This window comes from Neomelitea salexigens DSM 19753 (assembly GCF_000422345.1).
GTDB classification, from domain to species: domain Bacteria; phylum Pseudomonadota; class Gammaproteobacteria; order Pseudomonadales; family Spongiibacteraceae; genus Spongiibacter; species Spongiibacter marinus_A.
The window spans coordinates 290,261-308,589 of record NZ_AULP01000001.1; the positions used below are offsets into that span (position 1 = coordinate 290,261).

Annotated in this window: 13 protein-coding genes; 7 read left to right on the forward strand and 6 right to left on the reverse strand. The window is 53.6% G+C overall.

Features of this window, described 5'->3' with window-relative positions; translation table 11 throughout:
• Positions 1 to 32: 32 nt before the first annotated feature.
• A complete protein-coding gene (locus tag H573_RS0101385) occupies positions 33 to 2,507 on the reverse strand; it encodes a TonB-dependent receptor (protein WP_051170825.1) in 2,475 nt (824 codons plus the stop codon).
• A gap of 214 nt (positions 2,508 to 2,721) precedes the next feature.
• On the opposite strand from H573_RS0101385, the gene H573_RS0101390 reads away from it, so the two are divergent.
• Positions 2,722 to 3,552 (forward strand): MerR family transcriptional regulator, encoded by an 831-nt coding sequence (locus tag H573_RS0101390; RefSeq protein ID WP_084497841.1) that lies wholly within the window; start codon positions 2,722 to 2,724, stop codon positions 3,550 to 3,552.
• A 19-nt stretch (positions 3,553 to 3,571) separates the two neighbouring features.
• Here the strand turns inward: H573_RS0101390 and H573_RS0101395 are convergent, their stop codons facing one another.
• A complete protein-coding gene (locus H573_RS0101395; RefSeq protein ID WP_027872708.1) occupies positions 3,572 to 4,267 on the reverse strand; it encodes an EthD domain-containing protein in 696 nt (231 codons plus the stop codon).
• 22 nt (positions 4,268 to 4,289) lie between these two features.
• Positions 4,290 to 5,066, reverse strand: a complete 777-nt coding sequence (locus tag H573_RS0101400; protein WP_027872709.1) for an SDR family oxidoreductase — start codon at positions 5,064 to 5,066, stop codon at positions 4,290 to 4,292.
• Between the two features lie 236 nt (positions 5,067 to 5,302).
• On the opposite strand from H573_RS0101400, the gene H573_RS16570 reads away from it, so the two are divergent.
• From H573_RS16570 to H573_RS0101420, 3 genes are all read left to right on the forward strand, one after another.
• Positions 5,303 to 6,025 (forward strand): DUF1499 domain-containing protein, encoded by a 723-nt coding sequence (locus H573_RS16570; RefSeq protein ID WP_051170827.1) that lies wholly within the window; start codon positions 5,303 to 5,305, stop codon positions 6,023 to 6,025.
• A gap of 630 nt (positions 6,026 to 6,655) precedes the next feature.
• Positions 6,656 to 7,789 carry a hypothetical protein gene (locus tag H573_RS0101415; RefSeq protein WP_027872710.1) on the forward strand — a complete coding sequence of 378 codons (1,134 nt, stop codon included), beginning with the start codon at positions 6,656 to 6,658 and terminating at the stop codon, positions 7,787 to 7,789.
• A gap of 89 nt (positions 7,790 to 7,878) precedes the next feature.
• A complete protein-coding gene (locus tag H573_RS0101420) occupies positions 7,879 to 10,581 on the forward strand; it encodes a putative bifunctional diguanylate cyclase/phosphodiesterase (protein ID WP_161624222.1) in 2,703 nt (900 codons plus the stop codon).
• Here the strand turns inward: H573_RS0101420 and glpK are convergent.
• Both glpK and H573_RS0101430 read right to left on the reverse strand, forming a co-directional pair.
• Positions 10,578 to 12,056, reverse strand: a complete 1,479-nt coding sequence (glpK, locus tag H573_RS0101425; protein WP_027872712.1) for a glycerol kinase GlpK — start codon at positions 12,054 to 12,056, stop codon at positions 10,578 to 10,580. The genes H573_RS0101420 and glpK overlap by 4 nt on opposite strands.
• 83 nt (positions 12,057 to 12,139) lie before the next feature.
• The gene (locus H573_RS0101430; RefSeq protein ID WP_027872713.1) at positions 12,140 to 12,889 is read right to left on the reverse strand and encodes an SDR family NAD(P)-dependent oxidoreductase; all 750 of its coding nucleotides are present in this window, start codon (positions 12,887 to 12,889) and stop codon (positions 12,140 to 12,142) included.
• Positions 12,890 to 13,151: 262 nt separating this feature from the next.
• On the opposite strand from H573_RS0101430, the gene H573_RS0101435 reads away from it, so the two are divergent.
• On the forward strand, positions 13,152 to 14,345 hold the full coding sequence (locus H573_RS0101435; protein WP_027872714.1) for an acyl-CoA dehydrogenase family protein: 1,194 nt from the start codon (positions 13,152 to 13,154) through the stop codon (positions 14,343 to 14,345).
• 15 nt (positions 14,346 to 14,360) lie between these two features.
• Positions 14,361 to 15,500: an acyl-CoA dehydrogenase family protein gene (locus H573_RS0101440; RefSeq protein WP_027872715.1), complete on the forward strand. Its 1,140-nt coding sequence runs from the start codon at positions 14,361 to 14,363 to the stop codon at positions 15,498 to 15,500.
• Between the two features lie 39 nt (positions 15,501 to 15,539).
• Here H573_RS0101440 and H573_RS0101445 read toward each other — a convergent pair whose 3' ends face one another.
• Positions 15,540 to 17,009, reverse strand: a complete 1,470-nt coding sequence (locus H573_RS0101445; protein WP_027872716.1) for a RimK family protein — start codon at positions 17,007 to 17,009, stop codon at positions 15,540 to 15,542.
• 139 nt (positions 17,010 to 17,148) lie between these two features.
• Between H573_RS0101445 and H573_RS0101450 the strand changes: the two genes are divergently transcribed.
• Complete coding sequence (locus tag H573_RS0101450) at positions 17,149 to 18,324, forward strand: GNAT family N-acetyltransferase/peptidase C39 family protein (protein WP_234701820.1); 1,176 nt, start codon at positions 17,149 to 17,151, stop codon at positions 18,322 to 18,324.
• The last annotated feature ends 5 nt before the right edge of the window (positions 18,325 to 18,329 follow it).

Here is an 18,329-nt window from a genome sequence, read left to right on the forward strand (position 1 = left end):
TCTTTCCTCTTTCCGCATGCGCCGCTTGGCGCTCACAGGCGGTAACTGAATTGCAGAGCAACTGAGCGCGGAGCCTCAATAAACCCTGTGTGACTGGTCGTGCCAAATAGGGTCTTGGCAAGTGGGGTATCGGCGGCATAGACGACAATCACTTCATCCGTCAGGTTTTTACCAACCAGCGCCAACTCCCAGCTCTGATCAATGGCCCCAACGCCCAGCCGGCCATTGAATTTGTAGAACCCCTCTTGCTCAACGCGCGGGTCAAGGTTGCTGGAGGGGTTATATTTATCGGTGAAAATGACATCCAGAGAAGCGCCAATACCGATGGTGGGACTGATAGGCCGCACGTAACCCACAATAAAGGTACCCGACCAATCCGCCACATACTGATTCGACCACCCGGTATAATCGCAGTCGCGGCCATTAGGCGCGTCCGGCACTTGGTCCTGGCGACACTGACCATTTTGGAAATCTTTGAATTCAAAATCGAGCAAGGCCAGCGCCCCCCCGAGGGTGAGATAGTCTGTAACCTGCCAACGACCGTCCATCTCAATACCCATGGTCACGGCCTCCTTGGCATTCCCCACTTGAAAACCGATGCTGCCGTCAAAAATGCTGATCTGCAGGTCACTGTATTCGGTGTAGAACGCAGCAATATTAAACTCCGCCGCACCGTCAAACAGGCCAGTCTTCAAGCCCAATTCATAGCTCAGAGCCTCCTCTTCATCGTATTCGAAGGTGCCCTCGAGAATGGTTTGATTAGGTGCAACGGCGTTGGGGTTACGATAGGTCAATTCAGCTTCTGGCGTTTGGTTAGAGCGCGCATCAAAGCCCCCCGCCTTGAAGCCTTTTGTCGCCGTGAAATATGCCATGCCCTCGTCGGAATAGTCCCACTGCACATTTATCAGCGGAGAAAACTGGCTTTCGCTGCGCTCGCCCTGTAAATCATGGCGCTCCATCGCAAAGGTGATTGCTGCAACCGTGTCGACCTCACCCTGCGGCAATTCGTTGCCATCAAGATCAGTAATTGTCAGCTTTCTGCTTCCCTTCTTGTTTTCATAGGTATAGCGGCCACCGAGGGTTAGCCGCAATGTATCGTGCAGATTGACGGTTGCCTGCAGGAATGCCGAGGCAATTTTGGATTTACTGGTAAATTCGCGGGGGCCTTTAATATCTTTAATAGCATTACCCGCATCACCAAAACCCAGGATTTCGTAGGGGTCTGCAGCCAGTGTTAAGGGGTCAAGATCGCCCCTGGCGCCGCCCTCTATGAAGTCAGCAGCATTTAATAGTTCTACCACCAGATTCGAGTCTTGAATTAACTCATCATTGAACAGCAAGTCATTCTGCTGGAAGTACACCCCGGCGATATAATCAACAAACTCCCCACCCGGAGAGACCCAGCGAAATTCCTGACTGACCTGCCGGTAGTCCTCTTCCATCTCGAACTTAAACAACTCTGCGGCAGTGGCATCGCAGTCGCACAAGTCGTTGTACTGGTAATCGAGAATCCCTGTGATCGACCGAAACTCATGACCGTCTGGGCTGACCCAGCTGACATTCAGCGTCAGGTTATTGGTGTCGTTGTTGCTGTAATTACCGTTGGAGTGCCCCTTGTAGTCGAGGTAGTTATTTCGAACCGAATCGTCGGTATCAACGTCCAAAAAAGGAGGATAAAAGCTGCGATCAAGAATTTCCGATTGTGTGCGCCCCGCCAAAACAAAATTGCTCGACGTCGAAGGTTCGTCGTTGATGATCTCTGCGTGGCGCCCAACGGTGTCAAACTTGCCCCGCTCGTATTTTAATTCGGCGCGCAGCTGGTCAGTCACATCCCAGGTGCCCTTCAAGCGAAACGTGGCCTGGTCGTACTGAGGCCCCTCAATATCTAAATTGAGGTCTTCCATATAGCCACCAAACTCCCGCAAGCGCGCAGAAAACCGCAAACCAAAATTATCGGTAATTGGCCCCGACAACATCACGTCGACCACTTTCTCGTCAAATTCTGGTTCGTAAAGCGCTGAAAACAGCCCTTCAAGCTCATCTCCTGGGGAGGCTGTAATAATATTGATCGCCCCAGCGATACTGTTTTTGCCCTGCAAAATATTTTGCGGGCCGCGCAACACCTCAACGCGCGCAAGATCGAGAAAAGGCGCGCGGGCTAACTGGGCTCGCCCATAATAGATACCGTCTACATACATCCCCACCGACTGCTCGAACCCCTGGTTCATGCCAGTGCCGATACCACGCACGTAGATATCGGTGCTGATACCACTTTCAGTGACAGTGAGATTGGGTACGTAGGCCTGCAGGTCTTCCATGCGGTTAATGCCCGCTTCGAGCATTTTTTCACCGCCGATGGCGCTCACGGAAACGGGCACATCCTGCAAGCTTTGCTCGCGGTGCTGGGCGGTGACTAGCACCTCCTCAAGTTTCGCCGCATACGAAGACAACGGAACCGTGCAGGCCAGCGCTATGCTGCCCGCGCGTATTATGCTAAAACTACCCATTATGACATGCCCTTATGTTGCAATTTATTATGTTACATTATTTGATGAAACATAAATGGCGGCCGTCGCCTTGTCAACACAGTGGCGGTATTTTTGTGCAGTACCGACACACACCCGGGGCTGAAATTACTCAAGCCTTTGATTAGAATAGATTTTCACGGCAGCTCATGTACGCCTGCCAAGCATTCAACCCAGTCCGAGCAGCAAAAAGCCAATGCATTTCCCCGAAGACACCATGAACAACATCGCTCAATACCTGCCCCAAGGGGCGGAGGCCAGTGCCACCAGCGACAGTGAGCAACGTGAATACAGTGTTGAGGAGCTGGCTTTGGCGGCGAACACCACCGTTCGCAACATCCGCGCCTATCAGGATCGAGGCGTACTCCCGCCACCCGCGTTGCGCGGCCGTAAAGGCATTTACAACAACCAGCACCTCTCCCGGCTGCGGCTGATCAGTAACCTGTTGGAGCGTGGCTATACCCTCTCCTCAATCAGGGAATTGCTCTCGGCAATGGAGCAAGGCATTGGTCTTAGCGAAGTACTGGGAATGGAGTCGGCGATAAATTCGCCCTGGGGGAAGGAGGATCCGATCAATCTGCCAATGACCGAAATGGTAAAAATGTTTGGCACCAAACTGACGCCGACAGCAATAAAAAAAGCGGCTGAGTTGGACTTATTCTCGGTCAACGGCGCGCAATTGCGGGTGACCAGTATGAACACCCTCAAGGTCGCTCAGGAGTTGTGTAAAACCGGCATTCCACTCGAAGACCTGCTGGAGATCCTCACCCTAATGCGGGGCAAGGTGCAGCCCGTCGCAGACTCCTTTGTAAAACTGGTCACCCAACATGTGCTCGAGCCCTACGGTGAACAACCCCTTCCACCCAAGGAGGAGTTTCCGCAAATTGCCGAGTTAGTATGGCGCCTGCGCCCTCTCGCTCAAATTGTAGTAGATGCGGAATTAGGCCGGGCAATGGACTACGCGGCCAGCCGCTTTTTGGCGGATAAGCTCGAGTCCATCTTAAAGCAGTTACCCAAAGAAGATTGAACCGCCACCACGGCTTGCGTTAAAAGCAGTACTCACTGGTGGGTTGAACATCGATCTCGTTGAAGTCGATGAACTTCGCGCAGCTCTCCAACATGGTTTGCATACGCTGCTGGCAGAGCTCAGGCTGGCCATCTGCATTGTAGAATGCCTCTGCACTGGTCATTGCTTCAGCGGGAAAGCACTCTTCGACAATCGCCTGATAGGCGCCACCGTCCTCGTTCAGTCCCGACACCACACGATTTTGCACGTAGCGAAAGGTGGACTGTGTATCGATGGCGATTTGTGTGTGGGTATTTTTCCAGTAGCCCAGCCACTGCTCGTATGTCAAAAATTCGGGGCAACGCAGCAGTGCCACCTGACTAAAGCCAGGGGTGCGCTGCCCAGCCGCGACCGGATACCGGGTATTTCGTAGAGGCTCTTCTGCCTCCACCTGATACACCGCAACCTTAGCCGCAACGTTTGCGAGCACCGCTATGGCTTGGTCAAGCGTTTCATCCGCCTCGCAATAAAAACTGCACATTGCATCAAATAGCGCCACGCCATCGCTGGCGATACGTTTTTCAGCGGCCGCCGCAACGTCGCCATCGGCAAGGTTCAGTTGCAGGCGGCTAAGCCCCTCCAGCGCCAGCAGCGCGGGCGGAACCTCCGCCAATACACGGTCAAAAAAGTCCTCGGCAGACCCAGAGGCCCACAAAAAGATTTGTATCTTGCGCATTGGCAGAGAGTCCCTTGCTAAATTAAATACCGATGGGTGGCGTTGCCGTAGCCGCGTTGTCGATCAGCATCTCTGCGGCGTTGACGAAACGAGACTCATCCGAAGCCAGGTACGTTACCAGCGCCGCAATATCTTCGGGCTCACACATTGGGTTGGCCTCGGTAGACAAGGACTCAATCTCCTCGCGGCTAGCGGTCTCAGCACCGGTGGCGACTTTGAATACCATGGGAGTTTTCACGCCATCGGGATGAATGGAGTTACAACGAATACCGTTGCGTTTTTCTCGGCAATACAACGCCACTGCCTTCGTCAGCGCAGCCACAGCGCCTTTACTGGCACTGTAGGCGGCAACAAAAGACATACCGTGCAGCGCTGCCACTGAGGACATGTTAATAATCGAACCGCCATTGCCACTGGCTTCCATAGCAGGAATCGCCGTTTTACAACCGAGGAAGACCCCTTCGCTATTTACCGAGTTTACCCGGCGATAGTCTTCCAAACTGCACTCAACAATATTACCCAGTGCCATCATGCCAGCGTTATTTACCAACACGTCCAAGCGGCCGAACTTCTCCACAGCGGTATTCACGACGTTTTGCCAATCCGCTTCACTGCTGACGTCGTGCTTGATAAATATCGCTTTCTCACCGATCTGTTCAGCCACTGCTTGGCCATCTTTTTCATTGAGATCGGTCAGCACTACATTCGCGCCCTCAGCGGCCAGCATGATTGCGTCAGCTTTACCCATTCCACTTGCAGCGCCTGTCACGATGCAGACTTTCCCGGCGACTCTACCCATCGTAAAAACCTCTTTTTTCTTAAATAAGTCTCGCCTGTGGAGCGATCCACTGGCGATTAGTTACATACCTATAACCCAAACAGTAAATCACGCTATCGTGAAAAAACATAGCGCGACGCTATTACGCTTTGGTAAGAATTCAATGGCAAAAACACCGCCTGCAAGTCATTTTAATTATCCTATGTATCGACTACGCTCAGCGTGCTAGCCACCTATTTTGCGACACGGGAGACACAATGCGCATCGTCTATCTGGCCGAGAGGCTCGCCTATTTATCACTGATCATGCTGATAGCAAGCGCCGTGACCGTACGCGCCGACCTCGCCCATTTTAGAGTGGGGCTGCTGATTTTTGCCGCTTCGGCACTTTTCTCGCTAAGCGCCATCACTCTATCCGCCCTATTTAGCCGTCGCTGCAAAAATAAAAATGATCAAAAAAGGCTCAGCCGCGCCGCCATTATCGCGCTGCCCGCCATCAGTTTTATGGCCTTCAATATTCTTTCCGGCAGTAATCGCCCTCTGATCCACAATATCAGTACTGACCTTGCATCACCGCCGAGCTTTATTGCAGCAGCGTCGTTGCGCAAGCCGGGCGACAACCCGCTGGTCTACAGCAAAGAGGTCGCTGACATACAACGCGCGGCTTACCCTGATCTCACTGGCATTACCACTACCTTACCGCTGGATCGCGCTCAGCAGCTCTGTGTCACCACAGCTCAGGAAATGGGCTGGGAAATACACTATAAGCAACCCGGCCACATAGAGGCGACAAGTCGAAGTTTCTGGTTTGGCTTTACCGACGACATCGTCATCCGACTGCAAGAGACCGAGAGTGGCAGTAAGATCGACCTGCGCTCCGTATCACGCGTTGGCAAAGGTGACCTCGGCGCGAACGCCGAGAGGATCATGCGCTTCAATACACAGCTGGCACAGCGCTTACGCACCATGCAACAACCATAGTTTCGGTCTATAGTAGGTGAGCAAAGGACGTTTATTTCGGTTTACCCTAACAGACGTCCCTGCGAGAATGAGTAACTATCTCCGAAAATGAAATATTGTGCATGAAGCCAAGGGTCGATGATTCCTCTTCTTAATTGACCCTAACTAATACGGAGGCCACGGCACTGTGGGCATAAGCTCCCTAAAACGCCCCCGCTGGCTGGTAGCAGCTTTGCTGCTGTGGTCTAGCCTCGCCTGCAATTTTTCGGCGGCAAGCACCCCCGTCATTCTCATCGCACACGATAGCGTGAATGTCGGCAAGCTCAACACCAGCACCCTGAGGGCAATATTTTCATTGCGAAAGCGCAGCTGGGAGAACCAAACACCTATCAAGGTTTTTGTACTACCCGACAACCATCCATTGCATAAAAATTTCTGCAAAACGGTACTGAAAACCTACCCCTATGTTCTTAGAGACCAGTGGGATCGCGTAATTTTCAGCGGCGTGGGTACCCCGCCAACCACAGTAAAAGATATAGAGGAGCTTCGGAGGGTTGTTACCTCTACTCCTGGAGCTATTGGTTATGCACCGGGCGAATTATCAGTAAATAAACAGCAATACTATGCCATCGTGCCCACCGGACTACAGCCATGAATAAATATGCAATTGTCTCGCTACTCGCCCTTGCTTCAGCCGCGACACAAGCACTGGAAATCCCGGGTGGGCAAATTCACGGCTTTGCGTCACAAGGTTACTTACTCAGTGACAGCAACAATTTTTATGGTGACAGTCAGCGCGGCTCTACCGAACTTACCGAAATTGGCCTAAACGCAAATTGGCGGCTCAATAACTCTCTCAATTTTGCCGGGCAATTGCTTAGCAGAGATGCCGGCGCCACCGACAACGGCAGCCTACGTATTGATTTTCTTTTTGCTGACTACAAAGCAATAGAGAACGATGTCACAGGTCTAGGCATTCGAGTTGGGCGCGTTCGCAATGCCTACGGCTTTTATAATGAAACAAGAGATGTCTTATTTACCCGACCCAGCGTTCTTATGCCACAGGCTATCTACTACGAGGGTAATGGCTTAAGAGAACTGTTGTTTTCATCTGATGGCGCTCAACTCTATAGCTATTGGGACGCCGAGGATTCGACGACGAGCTTTTCGCTGACCGCGGGGCGGAATAAACGTCTGTCGAAAGATGTTATTAAGAATTTGCTCGGCACATCAACCTCTCAGTTGATTGCACAGGGGAGTCTCGACCACCCCATTTTTGCGCAGCTTTCTCACGCGATGTCAGGTGGGCGCAGCCGCTTCGCTCTATCGATGTACAATGTTGGGTTGGACTTCGACACCGACTTTATGGGCGCTGATGGCCTAAATCTTTACGCCAGTGGTTACGTGTTGTCAGCGCAACACAACCTGCAGGACTGGTCATTTACCGCGGAATACAGTCTCACTACGGTCAAATATGAAGCCGGACGCCAGGGCAATGCCAAGAATGATATTGAAGCGGCCTACCTTCAGGCTGAATACCGGTTATCACCAAAGATTGGTTTATATAGCCGCGTAGAGTACAGCGTGAACGATCGTGACAACCGCAATGCGACGGATACACAACACCTCGTCGTCGGCACTAAGTGGTCGCCATCTGGAAACTGGACGATCGCTGCCGACCTGCTTGGCATGCGCGGCACTGGAGGCATACCCGACATAGACAATCCAAACGGTACCCGTGAGCGAACCGAGATGCTCGCAGTCATGGTCGGCTACCGCTTCTAATGAACTCAAAGCTGCCACACTCCGCGCAACTGCGGGAGACTGTAAAGGGGCTGAGCCTATTCCAAAAACTGTGCGCCATCATTTTCGTTATGATCACGCTGATCATGTTTGGCCGAGGGGCTCTCACCTACTACAACACCCTAAAAGATTATGAAACCGGTGTGCACACGCGCTTGCAGAGGCTCGAATCCACCTTCAAAACCCTTGTAGACCGCTCAAGCCGCGAGCTATTTCGCAGCGCCGATCACTACCAGCTCCCCAGTATCGAAGCGATTAGCAACAACAATGTGCCCGCGCCGTCGTTGATGTCGGGCATCGACTCCGTGGTATTCATATCGACAAAGGGGATCATTTTAGCTTCGGCACACCTTGAAGGCACAAGCTACCAGCCCAGTGAGCAAGACATTCAGCTCGCAGTAGCGAGTATCACTGAGAACCAGCGACCGTACGCCTCGATAATCTGTAACCCAACCTGTACGCAAAGCGTTTTTATTCCACTAATAAACGATGATGGCAACGAATTAATTGTAAATATCAATCGCTCAGCCTCGCTGTTGGTTGAAGACTTTTTCGATATTACGGGCGCCGAACTGGTTATATTTTCATCGACAGAGAGCGGTGATGTAGCCCAACAAACGCTACTCTCCAGTCACGGCAACAAAAGCGCCCAGATGTTAGCGGCCATACTGGCAACGAGCGGCTCAACCCTCCTGTCGAGCGGCACATTCTTTGGGGCGACAAATGGAACCTACCTGGGGGCACGCTATTTTGAAATGCCGAGCGGCAAATTGCATCTGGCCATTATCTCTGACGAATCAAATATTTCCTCGTTAGCCAGAGCAACGCTGCGCGAGATACTCATTGCCGCCCTCTCCACGTCAGTACTCGTTATTATCGTCGTCTACTTAACGCTGCGACCTCCTCTGAGTAAACTCAATACGATTACTGAAACCCTGCCCCTTTTATCTGCCTCACGATTTGACGAGGCACGCAAGGCCCTGAGTACCGTCCCACGACACGAACACTATGCCGATGAAATTGACCTCTTACACGACACAGCGGAACAGGTAACCGATGCACTAGAACTGCTCAACAAAGATATCGCCCGCCACCAGTTTGAGCTTCAAGACAAAGTTCATGCCCTAACAGAAGCCAAGCAGTTTAACGAAATGCTGCTGGAAAATTCGCCAATGGTCGTCGTTACACACCGCTTAGATGGCACGATACAGAACATCAACGCGATGGGACGAATGCTCAGCGGCCTAAACAGCAGCCTACCCGTCAACGCCAATATCAATCAGTGGGTTCGCGATCCGGAGCGCGAAGTCACGCTCAGCACTTCACTGCGAAACATGGCAGATAAAAACCAAAAGAAACTTCAAAATGAATTGCCCTTTCTCGCGATTGATGGGCAAATTCACGACTTCCTTTGGACCCACTCAATTGTTGAGTTAGACAGCACAAAGCTGATCCTCTCTCTGGGCGTAGACATTACCGAAACCCGACGTGCCGAGGAAAGCCTGCGCTGGTTAGGCGAGCACGACCGAGTCACTGGGCTGCTCAACCGAAGCACCTTTATCGAGGAAGCCCACCGCCGAATTCATCGGCTCGAGGACGAACAAGCCATAAGCTTGATCATGATCGATATCGACAACTTCTCTGAGTTCAACGACCGCTTTGGCTTTGACTGTGGTGATGACCTGCTGCGCAAATTCGCCAACCATATTAGTCAGACCCTGGATAACTCCTGCTTGCTAGCGCGCACCGGCTCGGGGGAATTCTGTGTATTGCTTGCCTCACAGCCTCCCGCATCACCGCAGCAGCTCGAAGACATCAGTCACTTTGAAATAACCCTCGGCAATCACACAGAGTCCATTTACGCGACAGTCATCGTTGACAAGTACGAACGCGATGCCTGCAATGTGGACGAATTACTCTCCAATGCCACATCCTTGATGCAAAGAATGAAAAATAAGGCCAAGGGCCACGTCTACTATGCTGATGAAGAGGATAGTCGGGAGAACCGGCAGGAAAAATACTTACTAAAGGAGCAGCTTGTACAAGCGCTAAACAATAACCGCCTCGTCCTTTTTTACCAGCCGATCATCGATCTAAAAAGCCAGCGCATTAGTCATTGTGAGAGCTTAGTCAGAATGCTCGATGACGAAGGCAGTTTTATCGCCCCTGCCAAATTTTTAGGCATTGCTACCGAGTCAGGTTTGATGCCTCAAATCGACTACTTGGTTATCGAGAAAGCCCTGCGCCAGCTGGCAGCATGGCAGCAAGCGGGGGTAAACATTCAACTGAGCATTAATATAACGGCGCCAACATTGGAACAGCCCGACTTTTCAGAGCGCCTCGCGAAAATTATTGATGACACAGGCGTCACACCTGATGCCGTGATTTTCGAGCTCGTTGAAACTGATGCACTGGAAAACATCGACAATGCTCGCACCCTGCTGGAGCAGATCAAGTTGAGCGGTGCGCAAATCGCCCTGGACGACTTCGGAGTCGGCTTTACCTCGTTCGAATATGTGAGGGAGTTGCCGGTGGACTACATCAAAATTGATCAGGCGTTTATTCGTTTTATCCATGAGCGGGAAAACGATCAGGCGCTAGTACGGTCCATCATCGAAATGAGCCACAGCCTCGGCAAGAAAGTCATCGCAGAGGGCGTTGAAGAGAAAGCCGCTATGGAAGTGTTAAGCAGCATGCAAGTGGATTACATCCAAGGCTACTACATCAGCCGCCCGGTGCCGATAAGCGCCTTGGATCTGAGTATTCGCGTTTAACTGCGAACCCGAGCGACGGCTTTCTTCCAACCGTGATAACGAGTCTCTCGGTCGATCTCGCTCATGGCCGGCATAAAGCTGCGTTCCTCGCGCCACATATCCGCAATTTCATCCAATGAGGCGTACAAGCCTAGCTGTAAGCCAGCCAGGTATGCCGCGCCGAGGGCGGTTGTCTCTGTCACCGCAGGGCGTTGGCAATGACAGGCCAAGGTATCGGATAAGCGCTGCACCAGCCAATCATTCACAACCATGCCACCATCCACACGCAGGTGCTGAATATCAGCGCCATCGCCGGCCATCGCTTCGAGTAAATCGCGCGTTTGATAGCACACGGATTCAAGCGTCGCCCTGGCAATATGCGCAATACCCGTGTCCCTGGTCAGCCCGAGGATAGCCCCCCGCGCGTCGGGATCCCAATACGGTGCGCCCAGCCCGGTAAATGCCGGCACCATGAACACGCCATTCGCGCTGTCAACGCTCTCAGCAAGCGCCTGGGTTTCAGCCGCCGAACCGATTAATTTCAGACCGTCGCGCAACCACTGCACTGCCGCGCCGGCCATAAAGATACTGCCTTCGAGGGCATAGCAGACTTCATTGTTAATTCGGTATGCCACCGTCGTTAGCAGACGGTTTGTCGAGGTTAATGCGCGGTTGCCGGTATTGAGCATGACAAAGCACCCGGTACCATAGGTGCTTTTTGCCATGCCCGGTTTAAAGCAAGCCTGCCCCACGGTCGCGGCCTGTTGATCACCGATTAACGACGCAATGGGAAGTTCAGCACCGAGCAGTGAGGCATCGGCAACACCAAAGTCGTCGCAGCTGTTTTTCACCACAGGCAACAGCGACGCTGGAATATTGAACATTTCCAGAAGGTCTTCATCCCAGCACTGACGGTGGATATTAAACAGCAGGGTCCGCGAGGCATTGCTGGCATCAGTTGCGTGCTCTCGCCCACCGGTCAGACGCCACAGCAGATAACAGTCAACCGTGCCGAAGGCCAGCTCGCCCGCCTCGGCACGCTGCCGCGCCCCCGAAACGTTATCGAGTATCCAGGCAAGCTTACTGCCCGAAAAATAAGGGTCTAACAGCAAACCCGTGCGCTTGTTTACGGTTCCCTCTAGGCCCTGTTCCTTGAGCTGGGAAATCCAGTCAGCGGTTCGCCGATCCTGCCAAACGATTGCTGGATAAACGGGTTCACCCGTCTTTCGATCCCATACCAGTGTCGTTTCACGCTGATTGGTAATACCAATACCGGCAATTTGATCAGCCGTGATTGCCGCTGCGGCGATCGCCGCTTTACAGCTCGCCAGCGTGGTTTGCCAGATTTCCTCGGGATCGTGCTCTACCCAGCCATCCTTGGGGTAATGTTGGGTAAACTCTTGCTGCCCAACACCGCAGATCTTGCCACGATTATCAAAAACAATAGCCCGGGAACTGGTCGTCCCTTGATCAATGGCAAGAAGGTAGGTCGCCATACGTCACTCCGCTGAAGTCATCTACTAAACGCAGCAAGACTAAACAGCAGCGGCTCCCCACACAAGGCGATTTGTCGGCAAAATCACGCAAGAATGCCGCCATCTACCCGTATTTCTTCACCGGTGATATGAATACCGTCATCACTGGCCAACAATGCGATAGCGCCAGCCACCACTTCCGGACCCTTCGCGCCAGTCAGCGAGGTAATTCGGTTCAGGAGGTCGAAGTCGGCATCCTCGGGGAAACTCAGGCCTTCCACCATCCCGGTGTTAATGTCACCGGGGCACACACAGTTCGCCCTGACGCCGCGCTTTGCATACTCCACAGCAATACTGCGGGTCATCGCCAACACGCCGCCTTTGCTTGCACCGTAGGCAACGCCCCAAGGCAGTCCCTGCAGCGACGCCGTTGAGGCGGCATTCACAATCGCCCCCTTCGTTTTGAGCAACTCAGGCAGTACTGCTTTGCACAGCATAAAGGTCCCGGTCAGGTTTACCGCAATGATTTTTTGCCACACCTCCAGCGGCGTCTCGTGGGCATTACTAAAACGCAAAATACCAGCCATATTAACCAGTGCATCCAGCCTTCCCCATTGCGCGATCAAGCTGGCGAGGCATTCCTCAGCGGCACCCTCGGCGGAAATATCAAACCGCTGTGCGATGGCTTCCCCGCCCTGTTTCTGAATGTCCACCACCAGTTCTTGCAAAGCTTCTTCGTTGATATCCGTACAAAAAACCTTACCACCCTCTGATGCCACCCTCAGGGCTGCCGCACGGCCAATCCCCGACGCCGCGCCAGTCACCATTACCACCTTGTTCTCAAATCGAGTCATAGAGATTCCTAATTATTTTCAATGAACTCGCCGCGCAGTATCGCTGCGCCAACGGCTAACCGACAAGCATCGGCAACTGTCGCGTTGGCGTAAACACCCAAAAGTAGGAGAAGCAAATGAAATTAGTGACCCAATATGTCAGTCGGCATGACGCGTTTGGCTCTTGCCTTGCGCCTGCCTTTCGCTAAGCTGAGCAACCATTGAAACCGCCCAGCACGGCTGCCGCGGCACTGCCATATTCCCAATAAAATAGGAGAGCGACGTGGCCGATCTCGACCAATTCCGCCTCGAAGTCAGACAGTGGCTGGAGGACAACTGCCCCGCCTCACAGCGCCTGCCAATTACCCGCGAAGAACAAGTGTGGGCGGGCAAAAACAAACAGTTCCCCAGCGACGATGCAAAGCTGTGGTTTGAGCGCATGCGCGACAAAGGCTGGACAGTACCCGAATGGCCCAGCGAATTGGGTGGTGGCGGCCTCGATGAGCGCCAAGCCAAAGTCCTGAAAGAAGAGATGAAGGCGCTGGGTTGCCGTACCCCGCTTTTTGACCTCGGCATTTGGATGCTTGGACCCGCCGTACTCGAGTTTGGTAACGACGAGCAAAAGCAGGAACACATTCCCAAAATTGCGCGCGGCGACGTGCGTTGGTGCCAGGGCTACTCAGAACCCGGCGCTGGCTCCGATTTGGCCAGCCTGCAAACCCGCGCCGAAGATATGGGCGACCACTTTTTGGTCAACGGCTCGAAAATCTGGACAACCAATGCCGACAAGGCTGACTGGATCTTCTGCCTGGTCCGCACAGACCCAGACGCAAAAAAACAAGAAGGCATCAGCTTCCTACTCATCGATATGGATGATCCGGGTGTCACCACAACACCGATTGAGTTGATCAGCGGCGAATCCGAATTTTGCCAAACCTTCTTTGACAACGTGAAAGTGCCCAAGGCCAACTTGATTGGCGAACTGAACAAGGGCTGGTCGGTTGCCAAAGCGCTGCTCAAGCACGAGCGCAAGTTGATGTCAGAAATCGGCGGCGATACCCCTGGCCCCAGCTTTGGCCCCGTTCAAGCGGCACTGGAATATGTCGGCACAGATGAAAACGGCAAGCTCAAAGATGCGGCGCTACGCGACCAGTTGGTGCGCCATGAAATGGCTTACCGCGCCATTGGCCTGACGCATTTCCGCACCTTTGAAGAGCGCATGAGCGGCCAGGCCGACAGCAATGTACCGCTCATTATGAAGTACGTGGGTACGGAAGAAGGTAAGCGCAAAGAAGAACTGTTACTCGCGCTGCTTGGTCACCAGGCACTCGGTTGGGACGGCGACGGCTTTAACGAAGACGAAAAGCTGACGACGCGTGGCTGGCTGTTCTCAAAAGCACTCTCTATTGCCGGTGGCACATCAGAAGTGCAACTCAATATTATTGCCAAGCGTGTCCTTGGCTTGCCTCAGCAGTAATTAAGGGAGCCCAACATGGCACTGGTACTTAATGAAGAACAACGCCTGCTCAAGGACACCGCCAAGGATTTTTTGAGCGAAAATATGCCGGTAGAAGCGCTGCGCACGTTGCGCGACAGCGACGACCCAACCGGCTACTCCCAGCAGCAATGGCAGCAAATGTGTGAACTCGGCTGGGCCAGCATTGTCCTGCCCGAGCAGTACGATGGCCTGGATTTCGGCTTTATGGGCCTAGGCGCCATCATCGAAGAAAGTGGCCGCACGCTGGCCGCATCACCCCTGTTAAGCACCGTTGTACTCGGCGCGTCGGCAATTCTGCTGGGCGGCAATGAAGAGCAAAAATCCTCGTTGCTTCCGAAGGTCGCCAGCGGCGAGCTCACTCTTGCTCTCGCCCTAGAAGAGGGGCACCACCACGCACCACTCGATACCGCAATGGCTGCAGAAGCCCACGACGGCGGTTTCCGCCTGAATGGCAATAAAAGTTTCGTTGTCGACGGGCACAGCGCAGATAAGCTGGTCGTGGTTGCGCGCACCAGCGGAACAGCCGGTAGTGCTGATGGCTTCAGCCTGTTTCTCGTAGACGGCGATGCCAAGGGGCTAACTCGTCAGCGCCGCAAGATGGTCGATAGCCGCGGCGCTGCTGCCCTCAGTTTCGATAACGTAGACGTCTCAGCCGATGCGCTTATCGGCGAGCTAGGCCAGGCCTGGCCAGTTCTGGAGACGGTACTTGATCGTGGCCGCGTTTGCTTAGCCGCAGAGATGCTCGGTGGCGCGCTCGAATGCTTTGAGCGCACCGTGGAATATTTAAAAGAGCGCGACCAGTTCGGCGTAAAAATTGGCAGCTTTCAAGCCCTGCAGCATCGCGCATCGCTGATGTATATCGAGCTTGAATTGGCAAAATCGGTTCTTTTTGATGCCTTCTCTGCCATTGATGACAAGCGTGCAGACTTGCCTCAGCTTGCCAGCTTGGCCAAAGCGCGCATGAACGACGTTTTTGAGCTGGTAACAAACGAGGCTGTGCAGATGCACGGCGGCATCGGTGTGACGGACGAGCTCGAGATTGGCTTTTTCCTAAAACGCTCTCGCGTAGCGACTCAACTATTGGGGCACAGCGGCTTCCATCGCGACCGCTATGCCTCATTGTGCGGCTACTAGGGCGCGAAGCAAAAAGGGCATCGAGAGATGCCCTTATCACTACTTAGTCGCCGCAAGCCCTCGCCTTTCCATTCGCCGTAAAAACACCTCAATAACTGCCGCGTAAAGCGAGTCGCCGAGCAGCTTATCCTCTACCCCGCTGTCTATGCTGGGATTGTCGTTGACCTCAATGACCACCACCCGACTTCCCTGCTGCTTGATATCCACACCATAAAAACTGTTGCCAATAAGCTGACAGGCACTGACCGCTGCGCGCAATACGTCGGCTGGGACATCGCTAATCGGCACCGCATCAAATCCACCTGACTGGCTTCGCTTGCCGTGACGATAAATCTGCCAATGTTTTTTCACCATGTAATAACGACAAGCAAATAACGGTTGGCCGTCCAATACCCCAATACGCCAGTCGTATTCGGTATACATAAACTCCTGCGCAAGAAGCAGCGCCGACTTATCCAGTAGTCGCTGCGCTTCCACACACAGCGCTGCCAGGCTGTCGACTTTAACCACCCCTTTAGAGAACGCACCATCGGGCACCTTTAACACCAGGGGTAGGCCAAGTGCATCTATCAAGCGCCGCGCTTCCGACTCACTGCCACTTCGCAAATACTCCGTCTTCGGTACAGCAACCGCGTTCCGCCTTAGTAAATCAGCAAGATAGATCTTGTTCGTGCACCGTAAGATCGACTGGGAGTCATCGATAACCACCAGGCCTTCCGCTTCCGCGCGCTTGGCAAAGCGGTAACTGATGTTCGCTACCGACGTTGTCGTGCGGATAAACAAACCGTCGTACTCTGCCAGCCGCGAATAATCCGCTCTTCCAATCAGCTCCGCACAGATACCGTATTTTTCCGCGACGCGGATAAATTTCCGCAGGGCGGCGCCGTCGCTAGGCGACATCGCCTCCTCGGTATCGACCAGAATCGCCAGGTCATAGCGGAAGCGCTTTTGCGCGGGGGCCGGCCGCCATAGTTTTTGACTGAAGCGCTCAAAGCACGCCGCAAAGCTGTCTTGCTCAGTGCTCGACGACAAAGCCCGCAGCGACGCGGCCTGTAATTTATCCATACGCCAGCCCTGGCGATACACCATGCGCAGCTCAAGGATAGGACACGGAAAGTACTGAAACGCCGAGCGCGCAAGGTTGGCATATTCTGGCTCCAAAGTCTCGCCGAACCAGCATCGCAACTGTTTCACCTCGCCCGGCTGGCCCGGTGCAAGCGCAGCAAGCGTCGGCGACATACCCTGCCACTGAATAGACGACAGCGGCTTTGCCGACAATTCAGTCAGGGTTTTCAGCGATGGAATAACATGATGCCCGCGGGCTTCAGCCAACAGAGAGCAGTAGTAGCCGCTACCGAGATAGCGGTAGTTCCGGCAAAGATTAACGACCCTGACGCGCTCGCGAGTCGTTCCAAGACAAAGATAATCATCAAAACTGATGACCGAATGGCTGGGATAATAAGGCCCCCAGTCGCGCACATCATCGACAACAATAACTAAACGGGACATCGGCTCCATGCTCCCAAAATGCTCTCCCCATGCGGGATCAGCGACCGTCTATGCGGTGGCAAAAGCTGCGGCATTCTGCGACCAGCGCAACAGCGAAACAAGTACTATTTTATGTTGTAGACGGCAAATAATGCGCAGTATGATCCGCACATGCGCCGCCATCTGCGGTATTTGTCGAGTCTGCCCCATGTCGCCGTGTATTCGCCCCGCTAGCCCCATAGATTTGCCGGCACTGGTCGAGCTGGAACGACACTGCTTTAGTAGTGACCGGATCTCCCAGCGCAGCTTTAAAGCGTTCATCCGCCACGGCGCCCACCAATTGCTCGTCTGTCGTGAAGCTGACAAACTGTTGGGCTATGCATTGCTACTGTTTCGCCGTGGCACCCTGCTGTCCCGGCTTTACTCACTCGCCGTCGCGCCCGACCAACGCGGTAAAGGCGTCGCGATGTTATTACTCGACGCAGCGGAACAACTCGCCCGCAACAGGCAAAGCGTTTTCCTTCGCCTTGAAGTCAGAGAGGACAATGCCGCCGCAATTTCCCTGTACAACCGCCGTGGCTACCGCACTTTTGGCCGTGTCAGTGACTACTACGCCGATGGTTGCAGTGCCGTACGTATGGAAAAGCGACTGCTAACACCCGCGCAGCGCGGCGCGCACTCACCCCACTACTACCGGCAGACCACGGGTTTTACCTGCGGCCCCGCCAGCTTGATGATGGCCATGCGAGACCTGGATCCGGCATCGCCCTTTTCCCGGCGCGAGGAGCTGCAAATCTGGCGGGAAGCCACCAGCATCTATATGGGTAGCGGTCACGGTGGCTGCACACCACAAGGCTTAATGTTGGCGGCGCTGCGCCGAAAATTTAACGCCACGCTCTTTATTAGCGATACGGCCCCCGCCTTCATCGACAGCGTTCGCTCGCCCTCCAAGCGCCAGCTTATGCAGCTGGTTCACGACGATTTTATGGCGCAGTTGACGGACTATAAGGCGGATATTCGGGTCAATAAGCTCGACACACCGGCCCTGCAGTCGCTATTGATTGAAAACCGTCACGTTGTCGCACTGATCAGCACGTGGGCACTCGACCGCCAACGCGCGCCTCACTGGGTATATGTGTACCGAGGGGAGGAAAATACGGTGTATATCAATGACCCCGACAGCAACACCTGTCGGGGCCATTCCTTAGACAGCAGCAAGGGCCACTGGCAGTCTGAGATTGAATACCACCGCGTGCCAATATCACTTGAACAATTCAGCAACATGGCAAGCTTTGGAAAACGGCGTCTACGCTGCATATTAACCCTACAAAAATGAGGCCG

What these genes read in the sequence shown, in the direction of transcription:
- H573_RS0101420 (WP_161624222.1), top strand. Translation starts at nt 7,879, where the DNA reads ATGATCACGCTGATCATGTTTGGCCGAGGGGCTCTCACCTACTACAAC.
- glpK (WP_027872712.1), bottom strand. Translation starts at nt 12,056, where the DNA reads ATGGCGACCTACCTTCTTGCCATTGATCAAGGGACGACCAGTTCCCGG.
- H573_RS0101415 (WP_027872710.1), top strand. Translation starts at nt 6,656, where the DNA reads ATGAATAAATATGCAATTGTCTCGCTACTCGCCCTTGCTTCAGCCGCG.
- H573_RS16570 (WP_051170827.1), top strand. Translation starts at nt 5,303, where the DNA reads ATGCGCATCGTCTATCTGGCCGAGAGGCTCGCCTATTTATCACTGATC.
- H573_RS0101390 (WP_084497841.1), top strand. Translation starts at nt 2,722, where the DNA reads ATGCATTTCCCCGAAGACACCATGAACAACATCGCTCAATACCTGCCC.
- H573_RS0101430 (WP_027872713.1), bottom strand. Translation starts at nt 12,889, where the DNA reads ATGACTCGATTTGAGAACAAGGTGGTAATGGTGACTGGCGCGGCGTCG.
- H573_RS0101450 (WP_234701820.1), top strand. Translation starts at nt 17,149, where the DNA reads ATGATCCGCACATGCGCCGCCATCTGCGGTATTTGTCGAGTCTGCCCC.
- H573_RS0101395 (WP_027872708.1), bottom strand. Translation starts at nt 4,267, where the DNA reads ATGCGCAAGATACAAATCTTTTTGTGGGCCTCTGGGTCTGCCGAGGAC.
- H573_RS0101440 (WP_027872715.1), top strand. Translation starts at nt 14,361, where the DNA reads ATGGCACTGGTACTTAATGAAGAACAACGCCTGCTCAAGGACACCGCC.
- H573_RS0101385 (WP_051170825.1), bottom strand. Translation starts at nt 2,507, where the DNA reads ATGGGTAGTTTTAGCATAATACGCGCGGGCAGCATAGCGCTGGCCTGC.
- H573_RS0101400 (WP_027872709.1), bottom strand. Translation starts at nt 5,066, where the DNA reads ATGGGTAGAGTCGCCGGGAAAGTCTGCATCGTGACAGGCGCTGCAAGT.
- H573_RS0101445 (WP_027872716.1), bottom strand. Translation starts at nt 17,009, where the DNA reads ATGTCCCGTTTAGTTATTGTTGTCGATGATGTGCGCGACTGGGGGCCT.